The following is an 11370-nucleotide window of genomic DNA, read 5'->3' as shown; positions in this document are numbered from 1 at the left end:
TGAACCGACAAAAACAACGGCGGCAAACAATGCAAGACCACAGGCAAACAACAGCTTTCTTATCCCGCGACCCAAGCGCCCGGAACGGTCTGGCGCGGCGGCGTTTCTTGCAGTCGCTTGCTGGGTCATCGGCTCTGTTCGGTTTGGCGGGCTGCGGGTATCTCGGCTCTGATCAAGAGCCGGACCTGCCTCCGGCGGGAACGATCGGGCGGGCGGCTTTGCTGGCACCCTTGTCGGGTGCGCGTGCCTCAATAGGGCAGATCATGGGGCAAGCTGCAAGCATCGGCGGGGCCGGGGCCGGGTCAACCGCGGAAATTTTCGTGGTCGACGGCGGCGAAAGCACCGAATCCGCGGTGGCCGCGGCCACATCGGCGGTCAGCGACGGTGCGCAGATGATCATCGGGCCGCTGTTCTCGGCACAGGCGCGGCCGGTCGCGGATGCCGTCGGGCGCAATATCCCCGTCGTGTCACTGACCAACGACAGCAGTGTCGCGGGTGCCAACCTCTTCGTGTTCGGGATCACTCCGCTGCAGGCCGCGAAGGCGGTCATGGGATTTGCGGCAGGGCGCGGTCTGCGCCGTTTCGCGATCGTCACACCACCCGGGCGGTTCGGGGACCTGTCGGTCGCGGCCGGCCAGGCCGCCGCCAGCGGGTTTGGTCTCGATCTGCTGCCGCCTGTCGTCACATCGGATGCGGGCGGCGTCGTCGCGACCCTGCGCAGTGCCGGAGGGGGGACACTTCCCGATGCGGTCTATTTGCCCATCGTCGGTGGCGCGTTCGAGGCGCAGGCAGCCGCGCTTTCGGCGGCGGGCGTGCAAATTCTCGGGTCCGATCAGTGGGCCGCCATCGACGCCGGGCGGATCGGGGCGCTGGACGAGGCCTGGTTCGCGGCCCCCGACCCCGTCCGGTTCGAGGCGTTTTCGATCGCGCTGGAACAGCAGGCGGGCGTCGACGCGGGCGTAGTCGCCGGATTGACCTTCGATGCGGTCGAAATGGCCCGGCTGCTGGGCCGGATCGGCCAGCAGGATCGCGATGGCCTGTTGCGCGAGGCCGGCTTCGACGGGATCGTCGGGCCATACCGCTTTCGCGACACGGGCCAGTGCGAACGCGGGCTTGCGATCCTCAAGGTGACGGGTGGCGCGACCAACCTGATCGGCACCACCGCGGTATGACACCGGCCCGACAGACCGGCGCGCGCGACGGGGCTGCAGGCATCACGCTGATCGAGATGCTGGTTTCGCTGGTAATTTTCGCGTTCGTCGGGCTTGCGTCCTTCACCATGCTCGACACGCTGCTGCAGGTCAGGGACCGCACGGACGGGCGGCTGGAACAGGTCGCGCGCATCGACCGGGCGCTGACCCTTTTTGCACACGATCTGCTGCAGGCCGACCCGACCACGCTTGATCTGTCCGACGATACGCTGTCGGTCGGCGTATCGACGGGCCGCACGCTGCGCTATAGCGGCACCGACGACGGCCTCATCCGTCAGATCGTCTTTCCCGAAACCCCGGATCGTCCGCTGGAACAGACATTGATCGCCGACACGCAGCAGATCAGTTTCAGGCTCCGCGATGTCGCCGGAAACTGGCATACCGCCTGGCCTGCCGAAGGCGCTCCCGCGCTTTTGGGCGTCGAGATGCAACTGCGTCTGCGCGACGATCGCAGCGTGTCGCGGCTGGTCCCGCTGGCGCGGATCGCGGCCCCATGAGGCACGACGGCGGCGTGATCCTCGTGAACGTGCTGGTCGTTCTCGCCATCGGCTCCGCAGTGATCGTGCTGATGTTCACATCCCAGGACAACCTGCTCGACCGCACCAGCCGCGCCGCCGCGGCGACGCAGGCCGAGGCGCTGGCATTCGCGGCTGAAACCTCGGTCGTGCTGGCCCTGCAACGGGATATGCAAGAGGCCCCCGAGACCGACCACTATGCCGAAGCATGGGCCGGTGCCGCGCAGGAAAATGTCACGCTGTCGACAGGACAGTTTTCGGTCGACATCATCGACCTGCAGGGGCGATTCAACCTGAACACGCTGATCGGCCCGACGATCCTCCCCGCGCAGATCCTGCTGCGCCTGTCACGCAGCCTGGGCCTGCCCGATGAACAGGCCAATCTGATCGTGCGGCATCTGGGGTCGCGTGGCGCGGTCACGACACTTGAAGATATACCCGGGCTTTCGGACGCGACCTACACAGCCCTCACGCCGCATGTCATTGGCCTGCCCCCGGACCTTGAAGTCAATCTCAATACGGCGGGCGAGGAGGTGATGGCGGCGGTTCTGGGCAATCCCGCCGCGGCGCGTCAATTGATCAAGACACGCGAACGGATCGGATTTCTCACGCAGGGTGACCTGACCGATGCCGGCATCCTGTCCGTGAATGGCGCGGGCTATACATCCGCGATGTTCGACGTGATTTCCGTGGCAGAGGTTGACGGTGTCACCATCACACTGCTGTCGCGCGTCGCACGGGTCACCGGGGTCGGGGTGCAGCGCGCGCAGGTCGTCTCACGACGGCTTGGCCGGTAAACCGTCCGGATCGTCATCTGCTTGCCAGAGTTTGTGTGTCCACAAGTGCCGCCAAAACCGGACAGCCGACCACAACGCCGTAACAGTGCCTGCTTCGGCACCGACGTGCCAAATCGACCTGCCCGATGCGATTGCTTGTCACGCCGACCGGACCGCCAACGGAAAACGCGGCCACCGTTCCCGGCAGCCGCGCTCTTTGATTTACCTTGACCGAAACCCTAGGGGTTAAACGGTTCCGCATTCGGGGTCAGGATCAACTGCAGATCCGAGGGATCAAGCGGTTCATCGTTGGGATCCTGCTGAAACGCGCGGACAAAGTCGTTGCCCAGTGTCTCAATTCCCTCCGGGTCGTTGCCGATGCCAGCTTCGTCGCAGGCAGCGAGCACCAGAAGTGCGGCGGAAAGGTAGGTTAGATTCTTCAACATATCGTCTCTCCTATCCTGTTCCCCTTACGACCGCGAACCTGGCAGTGGTGTGTTCAGGTATGGGAATGCATCACCCAGTTCGGATGCGTTCAGCGGCGCACCGTCCGTCAGCGGTGCCGTACCGGCGGGCGCATCAGCTGGTTCACACAGACCCAGGTTCACCAGATCGCTGTCCGTATCTTCGACGGCACCTTCGACACCCAGTTCAGCGCCAAGCGGCACAGGGTGACACAGTGCACCCATGGCGACCCGCAGTGCGATGTCGACGGTATCGTCACCCGGACGACGGCCATTCGGGAAACCTGCAAGGTCTTCGGCCACGACGCCGAATGTATGCTGGCTGTCACGCGGTGTGGCAGGCACACCCGTATTCAGGCGCAGCATCTCGGACGGTGTGACAGTCGCCTGCTGGTTGAACCCCGGGAAGCCGGTCAGGAAAGCCGCGACAAGGTCCGCACGTGGGAAGTTCGACGGTGCAAGATTGGTCGTCGCACCTTCACCCAAGACCGCTTCGCGGAACAGCACGTCGATCAGGGCAGGCAATGTCGGATTGGTGACATAGACTGCAAGCGCACCGTCCTGCATCGGCTCGGCTGCGTTGAACAGGTCCTTGTCGGGCAGGCCGATCACGACTTCGTTCACCAGTGGAGCCGACAGACGCGACTGCTGCACCCAAGCACCGCCATAGACGGACGTGCCATCATAGGTGGGCGAAGGATCTTCCAGTTCGGCCTGTGGCAGGCTGGCTGTGGTCCAGGCACCGATCACACCGTTGCCGCCGCCGGTCAGGCAGGCAATCGGAACTTCGATGGCGATCGACGTCACGTTGGCGATACCGACAAGATCGTCATTCGCACGATCCTGCGTGATGCCACCGGGGAACTGCTGATCTGCAGGCACATTGTACTGCGGCCACATGGCATTGTCGGCGCCTTGGATCGGCACGAGGTTCACAAGGTCAAAGACTTCGCCAAGGTTCACGGCGAACGCTTCTGCACGCTGCCCGACGAAGACGCGCGAGTCAGCCTCACAACCAGGCATGCTGACGTCGTTGTAGATGTAGGAGTCGGCATACGCACCATAGGCAGGCATCGTCTTCTGCCCGAAATAGTCAGCCGGCTTGGTGAACGTCGCACCGCCACCATGTGACAGCGTCGTCGCTTCGCCGCTCCGGCGATCACCCGAAACCATAGTCACGGAATAGGTTTCGATCTCTCCGAGCTTTGAAATATCGCGGTTGAAGATTTGACCAGCTGCACGCAGCGGGATCGAAACCATCTCGCCGTCGATGTCGAGTTGTACACCGGTTCCACCGACGAGCGTGTTCTCGAAATCGAACTGGAACGTCAGATCCTCGATCGCGTCGCCATCGTTGTCGATGTGAATTTCATAGAGAGCGTCCGGGTCCATCGTAAAATAGTTCGGACCGCCATAGGGCGCCTGCAACGGCTGATAGTTGGCGATCAGCGTGACATAACCTTCACGGCCGGTCTCGTAGCTGCGGAACATATAGAAGTCCGTCGCATCGACCTTCGGCTGCTCGGTGATCCCGGGTGCCTCGCGGTGCGACGACGCGGTCGCCATCGTGGCTGCAAGACAAAGCGTTGCCGCGGTTGTGCCTAGCAGAAATTTGGAATTGGAAATCGTCAATTGAAAGTCCTCCGACTGTCGGTTTTTGTTGACGGCTATAATTTTGCCGCATTGCATCCGGGCGGGCGCAGTTCAATTTGCGAACCTGCCCCTACGTCCGTTACAAGGAACCACGCGCAGTTAGACAAAAGGTTTCATGAAAGTGGCAACAATAAGATGCCATCTGCGCAAGACACTGAAATCTATGCATTCTATTGTTGGCTTTTTTGGCGCATAGCGTCTGGCTTGTCGCAACAGCCGGTCTGACGGCGGTTCTGTTGCGGCTGGTCTGGATCGACCTGCGTACCCTGCGCCTGCCCGATACCTACACCCTGCCGCTCATCGTCGCGGGCCTGGCCATCAATACCGTCCTATACGGCGCTTTGCCGCATCAGGCGATCTGGGGCGCGATAGCCGGCTACGGTGTCTTCTGGGCGCTGGGCACGGGTTTCCATCGCCTGCGCGGTCGCGAGGGCCTCGGTCTGGGCGACGCCAAACTGTTCGCCGCGGCAGGCGCATGGGTCGGCATCACGTCGCTGCCCTACGTCCTGCTGATCGCCGCCGGGGGCGCGTTGCTGTTCACGCAAATGACGTCACGGGACTCTACGCAGGGCCTGGCTTTCGGACCGTGGCTCGCGCTGGGATTCTGGAGCGTTTGGGTCGTTCAATGGCTGATCTGACACTGTCCCTGACCGGCATCGATATACGAGCCACCGCCAGGTGCCCGGTATTCCTGCCGGGACAATGCAGGCGACCGCCACCCTAATATCCGGGGTTTCAGTGGTGAGCCGTGCAGGATTCGAACCTGCGACCCACTGATTAAAAGTCAGTTGCTCTACCAACTGAGCTAACGGCCCACTAGAGGCGGGTATTAGAAACCATGGGGCATGGGGTCAACCCCAAAACGCGGCGCGTCTGGAATAGTCCGCGGGCATTGGCTATATGCGCCGCATGATCCGCGACCACACCACATCATTGCCCTTCATGAAGATGCATGGGCTGGGCAACGACTTCGTCGTCGTCGACGAGCGTGGCGGCGCACCGCGGGTCGATGCGGACCTCGCCCGCGCCATCGCGGACAGGCATCGCGGCGTCGGTTTCGACCAACTGGCCGTGCTGTCCGACCGGGCCGGAGCGGACGTGCATCTGACGTTTTGGAATAGCGACGGATCGCAGTCGGCAGCCTGCGGCAACGCCACCCGCTGCATCGCCCGGCACCTGATGGATCAGACCGGGCGCAGCGCGCTGACGATTACGACCGACCGCGGAACTTTACAGGCCCGCGATGTCGACGGCCTGGCCAGCGTCAACATGGGACAGCCGCAGTTGGACTGGCGCGACATCCCGCTGGCCCGGGCGATGGACACGCTCAAACTCCCCATTGATGGCAGCCCGACGGCGACCGGCATGGGCAACCCGCATTGCACGTTTTTCGTGGAAGACGTCGATGCCATCGACCTTGGTGCGCGCGGAGCCGAAATCGAACACCACCCGCTCTATCCGCAACGCACGAACGTCCAGTTCGCCCAGATTGTCGGCCCCGACCACATTCGTATGCGGGTCTGGGAACGCGGTGTGGGCATCACGCTGGCCTCAGGCTCTTCGTCCTGCGCCACCGCCGTCGCCGCCGCGCGGCGGGGGCTGACGGGGCGCAAGGTGCAGATCGACCTCGACGGCGGCACGCTGCAGATCGACTGGCGCGACGACGGTGTCTGGATGACCGGCCCGACCGCCCATGTTTTCGACGGCGTCTGGCATGGCTGACGCGCCGATATTCTCCAACCACGGCTGCCGCCTGAACGCCTATGAAACCGAGGCGATGAAGGACCTCGCCGCACAGGCGGGCGTCACCGACGCGGTGATCGTCAACACCTGTGCTGTCACGGCAGAGGCGGTGCGTAAGGCCAAGCAGGACATCCGCAAGCAACGCCGCGCCAACCCCGACGCAAAGATCATCGTCACCGGCTGCGCCGCCCAGACGGAACCCGCGACCTTCGCCGACATGGCCGAAGTCGACGTCGTCATCGGCAATACCGAAAAGATGCAGCCCGCCACCTGGGCCGGAATGGCCCCCGACCTGATCGGCCGGACCGAACCCGTGCAGGTGGACGACATCATGTCGGTGACCGAAACCGCGGGCCACCTGATCGACGGGTTCGGCACGCGCAGCCGTGCCTATGTGCAGGTCCAAAACGGCTGCGACCACCGCTGCACCTTCTGCATCATCCCCTACGGGCGCGGCAATTCGCGGTCGGTGCCGGCGGGTGTGGTCGTGGACCAGATCAAGCGCCTCGTCGATCGCGGCTATCAGGAGGTCGTGCTGACAGGCGTCGACCTCACATCCTGGGGCGCGGACCTGCCCGCGACGCCGAAACTGGGCGATCTAGTCATGCGCATCCTGCGCCTCGTCCCCGATCTGCCGCGCCTGCGGATCAGCTCCATCGACAGCATCGAAGTGGACGACAACCTCATGCAAGCCATCGCCACCGACCAGCGCCTGATGCCGCACCTGCACCTCAGCCTACAGGCAGGCGACGATATGATCCTGAAACGGATGAAGCGCCGCCACCTGCGCGACGACGCGATCCGGTTCACCGAAGAGGCCAGCAAGCTGCGCCCCGACATGACCTATGGCGCGGATATCATCGCGGGCTTTCCCACGGAAACCGACGCGATGTTCGCCAACTCGCTGGCGCTGGTCCGCGACTGCAACCTGACGTGGTTGCACGTCTTTCCCTATTCCGCCCGCCACGGGACGCCCGCCGCAAAAATGCCCGCCGTCAACGGCAAGGTCATCAAGGACCGCGCCGCGCAACTGCGCGCCGCCGGTGAGGCACAGGTCGCTCGCCATCTGTCTGCACAGGTGGGCCAGCGCCACGCCGTGCTGATGGAAAACCCCCGCATGGGCCGCACCCCGCAATTCGCGGAGGTGCATTTCGACACCGATCAGGCCGAAAGCCGGATCGTGGAGGCGACGATTTCCGGATACACCGGATTCCACCTGTCGGCTTGAGCGCTATTCCGTATTATCTTGCCGAAAATACTCCCGCCGGAGGCTCCGACACGTGCCGCAAACGCCCATCCTCTGGACCTTCCGCCGCTGCCCCTACGCCATGCGCGTCCGGCTGACGCTGCGCTACACCGGCGTAGAGGTCGAACTGCGCGAAATCCTGTTGCGCGACAAGCCCGACGCCTTCCGCGCCACAAGCCCCAAGGCGACCGTCCCGGTCATCGACACCGGCGACCGGGTGATTGCGGAAAGTCGCGACATCATGCTCTGGGCGCTGGCGCAGAACGACCCTGACGGCTGGCTGGACATGACCGCCGAAGACGTTGCATTGATCGACACCAACGATGGCCCGTTCAAGGCGGCACTCGATCACACCAAATACTGCGTGCGCTTCCCCGACCGGAACGAAGCAACCGACAGGGCCGAAGCCGCTGGATACCTGCGCATGCTCGACACGCGCCTGCAAAACCACGCCTTCCTTACCGGTGACCGCCGCCGCATGGCCGACACCGCCATCGCCCCATTCGTCCGCCAGTTCGCAAACACCGACCGTGCCTGGTTCGACGCGCAGGACTGGCCCCACCTGCGCCGCTGGCTTGTGGATTTCGAAACCGGCGTGGACTTTGCCGCCGTCATGCACAAGTATCCGCCATGGCAGCCCGGTCAGCCGCCGGTTCTTTTCCCGGATAACCCAAATGCACCCCAATCCGACGTTTCGTAAGACAGCCCGCGATCGCAACATCGCCTTCGCCCGCGACCGCGCGTTCGGCGTGTTGTGCATCAATGGCGAAGACGGCCCGCTGCTCGCACATATTCCCTATGCATTGTCCGAGGATGGCCAGAGCGCCGATCTGCATCTCGTGCGCTCCAACCCGATCCTGCGCCTGCTCGACGCGCCCATCGCCGCCTGCATCGCAATCACAGGGCCGGACAGCTATGTCTCGCCCGACTGGTACGGCGTGCCCGATCAGGTGCCGACATGGAATTACGTGGCCGTCCATTTGCGCGGGTCACTGACAAAGCTGCCGCAGGACGAAATGCGCGCGATGCTCGATCACCAATCAGCAGGATATGAAACCCGCCTGGCCCCAAAGACGCCGTGGACTACCGACAAGATGACACCCGATTTGCTTGGCCGCATGATGCGCCAGATCGTTCCCTGCCACCTGGCCGTCACTGCCATCGACGGCACGTGGAAGCTGGGCCAGAACAAGCCGGACGGCGTCCGCCTCTCCGCCGCCGATCAGGTCGCGCAGGCGGCCATCGGGTCCGACGTCAAGACGCTCGCCAGCCTGATGCGCGACCCGCCCGCGCCCTCATCTTAAAGGAAAATCCGATGAAACTGCTGATGTCACCCGCCTCCCCCTTCGTGCGCAAGGTCCGCGTGCTGCTGCGCGAGGCGGATCTGCTCGATACCGTCGAAGAGGTCGCGGTCTCTACCACCCCGCTCAATACCGATCCGGCGGTCGTGTCCGCCAACCCGCTGGGCAAAATCCCCGCACTGATCCGCGCAGATGGACCTGCCCTTTACGACAGCCGCGTCATCACCCGGTTCTTGGACGATCACGCCGGGGCGGGCCTCTATCCACAGTCGCGTCTTTGGGAAATCCTGACGCTGGAAGCGACGGCAGACGCGATCATGGACGCGACCGTGTCCATGACCTACGAGGCGCGCCTGCGCCCGGAGCCCCAGCAGTCACCCGAATGGGTCGAGGCGCAGTGGGGCAAGGCGTCCCGCGCGCTCGACGCCATCGAATCCCGCTGGATGAGCCACCTGTCAGGCCCGCTCAACATCTCCCAGATCGGTGTCGCCTGCGCACTGTCCTATATCGACCTGCGCCATGACGCGCGCGGGTGGCGCAGCGGTCGGCCCGCTCTCGACAAATGGCACGCCGCGTTCAGCGAACGCGACAGCATGAAAGCCACGATCCCCGGCTAGAACGCGAAACTGACGCCGACGTTCAGGGCGTTCGTCGTGATATCCGTGTCCAGCGTTCCGCCGCCCTCCAGCGTTACGGAGTTGCGCGTAAAGGTGCCTTTGTATTCACCGAACACGGACCAGTCCTCGGTGATCGGGTAGCTGGCCCCGGCGATCAGCGTGGCGGCAGGGCCCGCGATCTGGTAGCCGCGGGTGTCCGACCCGCCGCTTTCGACCTCGGCATAGGGGATCGACAGGCCGACCCCGGCCCCGACATAGGGCGTGACGCCTGCGAACGTCGTGTCCCACTTCGCATAGGCGTTCAGGGTCAGCGTGTTCAGCCCGTCGGTGAACTCCAGCCGGTCATAGCCGGTCGGCAGCGTTGTCGGGTAAACCTTGTTGTGCGTGAAATCGACGCCGTAGCCAAAGCTCGGCGTCTGCCAGACCGTCGCGCGCAGCCCGTAATAGATCGGCGCGTCAAACGAACGCCCCTCCCAGTCCTGCGCAAAATCGCCGCCGGTCACGAAGCGGTCTCCCCGCACCGAAATATCCGACGGCTGGGCCTGCTGGGCGCCGCCGTAGAAGCTCAACTCGACATCCTGCGCTGTCGCTGCACAGGGCGCGACCAGCGCCAAGCAGAACGATAAGATGCGGCCAAGCGTCATGACTGTCTCCGAACTATCGCACGGTTCTCATTGTTAACAACGAATCGGCCGACGAAATGGTTTCAAGCCGCGACCTGCGGATCGCATCCGGTCAATCCACAAAGCGCCAGCTGTCGGCGCCGTCGAAATGCCGCACCCGGATGTCCGCCAGCGCCGCGGCCTCCATCAGGTTCACGTTCACCGCGCCGTTGCGTGGCGGCGCGTCGATCAAAGATATCCAGTGCGTCGTGCAGCCGCAGGTGCGGCAGGTGTGAAACGCCAGCGACTGTTCGCCATAGGCATACGCCAGTGTCGCATCCGGCTCTGCCACGATCTCGATCACACCCTCCGGCCCGTGCGCCCAGCGCACCCCCAGACGCCTGCAAATGCTGCAATTGCACACGACAATACGGGGCGGGACCCCGTGATACCGCACCGTCACCGCGCCGCAGTGGCAGGACCCTTCGATCATTTTGCACCTTTCCGGGGTCGCCGGACCCCCAATCTCGCCCCCTGCGCCCTATTGTCCGCTGGACGCGACCGGCTTAGACAGCTAGAAACCGCTGCAAGACGGCACCTTTCACAAGGTTGCCCGCCAATGTCACGTGGGCACAAGGCCCGCGCACACCAAACCGGAGATGCACCCCGTGTCACAAGCAGACGAACACGCAAATGGCCATCAGGGCACACGCCGCGACTTTATCTACTACGCCACCGCCGGCGCGGGTGCAGTCGCGACGGGGGCCGCCGTCTGGCCGCTGGTCAACCAGATGAACCCCTCCGCCGACGTGCTGGCGCTCGCCTCGATCCGCGTCGACATCAGCGCGGTCGCGCCCGGTACACAGATCACCGTGCTGTGGCAGGGCAAGCCCGTATTCATCCGCTCCCGCACCGAGGCCGAGATCGAAGAGGCCCGCGCCGTGGACGTCTCCGACCTGCCGGATGCCGACGCCAACAATGCCAACCTTGGCGAAGTGCCCGCGACGGACGAAAACCGCGCGCTGGACGAATCCGGTCAATGGCTGGTCCAGATGGGTGTCTGCACCCACCTGGGCTGTGTGCCGCTGGGCGACGGTGCCGGTGAATTCGGCGGCTGGTTCTGCCCCTGCCACGGCTCGCACTACGATACCTCCGGCCGTATCCGCAAAGGCCCCGCTCCGCGTAACCTGCCCGTGCCGGTTGCCGAGTTCATCGACGAAACCACCATTCAACTCGGTTAAG

At 64.0% G+C, this 11370-nt stretch carries 14 protein-coding genes and 1 tRNA gene; 10 read left to right on the top strand and 5 right to left on the bottom strand.

Translation table 11 applies throughout. From position 1 onward, the window contains the following. Positions 1 to 29 precede the first annotated feature (29 nt). The 3 genes from AC04PH_RS02140 to AC04PH_RS02130 are packed head-to-tail and all read left to right on the top strand — an operon-like array spanning position 30 to position 2523. Positions 30 to 1172, top strand: a complete 1143-nt coding sequence (locus AC04PH_RS02140; RefSeq protein WP_483064097.1) for a penicillin-binding protein activator — start codon at positions 30 to 32, stop codon at positions 1170 to 1172. Continuing rightward, complete coding sequence (locus AC04PH_RS02135) at positions 1169 to 1708, top strand: prepilin-type N-terminal cleavage/methylation domain-containing protein (protein ID WP_483064096.1); 540 nt, start codon at positions 1169 to 1171, stop codon at positions 1706 to 1708. The genes AC04PH_RS02140 and AC04PH_RS02135 overlap by 4 nt, the downstream gene beginning before the upstream one ends. Continuing rightward, positions 1705 to 2523, top strand: a complete 819-nt coding sequence (locus AC04PH_RS02130; RefSeq protein WP_483064095.1) for a type II secretion system protein GspK — start codon at positions 1705 to 1707, stop codon at positions 2521 to 2523. The genes AC04PH_RS02135 and AC04PH_RS02130 overlap by 4 nt, the downstream gene beginning before the upstream one ends. 218 nt (positions 2524 to 2741) lie before the next feature. On the opposite strand, the gene AC04PH_RS02125 is transcribed toward AC04PH_RS02130, so the two are convergent. Both AC04PH_RS02125 and AC04PH_RS02120 read right to left on the bottom strand, forming a co-directional pair. Beyond that, positions 2742 to 2948 carry a hypothetical protein gene (locus tag AC04PH_RS02125; protein ID WP_483064094.1) on the bottom strand — a complete coding sequence of 69 codons (207 nt, stop codon included), beginning with the start codon at positions 2946 to 2948 and terminating at the stop codon, positions 2742 to 2744. Positions 2949 to 2972: 24 nt separating this feature from the next. After that, the gene (locus AC04PH_RS02120) at positions 2973 to 4598 is read right to left on the bottom strand and encodes a DUF4331 domain-containing protein (RefSeq protein WP_483064093.1); all 1626 of its coding nucleotides are present in this window, start codon (positions 4596 to 4598) and stop codon (positions 2973 to 2975) included. 206 nt (positions 4599 to 4804) lie between these two features. Here AC04PH_RS02120 and AC04PH_RS02115 point away from each other — a divergent pair, with 206 nt between their 5' ends. Further along, a complete protein-coding gene (locus AC04PH_RS02115; protein WP_483064092.1) occupies positions 4805 to 5257 on the top strand; it encodes a prepilin peptidase in 453 nt (150 codons plus the stop codon). Positions 5258 to 5358: 101 nt separating this feature from the next. Here AC04PH_RS02115 and AC04PH_RS02110 read toward each other — a convergent pair. Beyond that, positions 5359 to 5434, bottom strand: a tRNA-Lys gene (locus AC04PH_RS02110). Between the two features lie 85 nt (positions 5435 to 5519). Here AC04PH_RS02110 and dapF point away from each other — a divergent pair. The 5 genes from dapF to AC04PH_RS02085 are packed head-to-tail and all read left to right on the top strand — an operon-like array spanning position 5520 to position 9526. Beyond that, positions 5520 to 6341 carry a diaminopimelate epimerase gene (gene dapF, locus AC04PH_RS02105; RefSeq protein WP_483064091.1) on the top strand — a complete coding sequence of 274 codons (822 nt, stop codon included), beginning with the start codon at positions 5520 to 5522 and terminating at the stop codon, positions 6339 to 6341. Further along, positions 6334 to 7590, top strand: a complete 1257-nt coding sequence (gene mtaB, locus AC04PH_RS02100) for a tRNA (N(6)-L-threonylcarbamoyladenosine(37)-C(2))-methylthiotransferase MtaB (protein WP_483064090.1) — start codon at positions 6334 to 6336, stop codon at positions 7588 to 7590. Before dapF ends, mtaB begins: the two co-directional genes overlap by 8 nt. A 52-nt stretch (positions 7591 to 7642) precedes the next feature. Continuing rightward, entirely contained in the window at positions 7643 to 8308 is a 666-nt protein-coding gene (locus AC04PH_RS02095; protein ID WP_483064089.1) for a glutathione S-transferase, read from the top strand. Beyond that, positions 8283 to 8912 (top strand): FMN-binding negative transcriptional regulator, encoded by a 630-nt coding sequence (locus AC04PH_RS02090; RefSeq protein ID WP_483064088.1) that lies wholly within the window; start codon positions 8283 to 8285, stop codon positions 8910 to 8912. Before AC04PH_RS02095 ends, AC04PH_RS02090 begins: the two co-directional genes overlap by 26 nt. An 11-nt stretch (positions 8913 to 8923) precedes the next feature. Then, entirely contained in the window at positions 8924 to 9526 is a 603-nt protein-coding gene (locus tag AC04PH_RS02085; RefSeq protein ID WP_483064087.1) for a glutathione S-transferase, read from the top strand. Here AC04PH_RS02085 and AC04PH_RS02080 read toward each other — a convergent pair. Together AC04PH_RS02080 and AC04PH_RS02075 are read right to left on the bottom strand one after the other, a co-directional pair. Beyond that, positions 9523 to 10170, bottom strand: a complete 648-nt coding sequence (locus AC04PH_RS02080) for an outer membrane protein (RefSeq protein WP_483064086.1) — start codon at positions 10168 to 10170, stop codon at positions 9523 to 9525. The genes AC04PH_RS02085 and AC04PH_RS02080 overlap by 4 nt on opposite strands. 91 nt (positions 10171 to 10261) lie before the next feature. Further along, positions 10262 to 10621, bottom strand: coding sequence for a GFA family protein (locus tag AC04PH_RS02075; RefSeq protein ID WP_483064085.1), 360 nt, complete (start codon positions 10619 to 10621; stop codon positions 10262 to 10264). A 166-nt stretch (positions 10622 to 10787) separates the two neighbouring features. Between AC04PH_RS02075 and petA the strand changes: the two genes are divergently transcribed. After that, positions 10788 to 11369 (top strand): ubiquinol-cytochrome c reductase iron-sulfur subunit, encoded by a 582-nt coding sequence (petA, locus tag AC04PH_RS02070; protein ID WP_483064084.1) that lies wholly within the window; start codon positions 10788 to 10790, stop codon positions 11367 to 11369. Position 11370 lies beyond the last annotated feature (1 nt).

The organism is Yoonia sp. KMU-150 (assembly GCF_056858355.1).
This window is presented reverse-complemented; position numbering and strand designations above follow the sequence as displayed.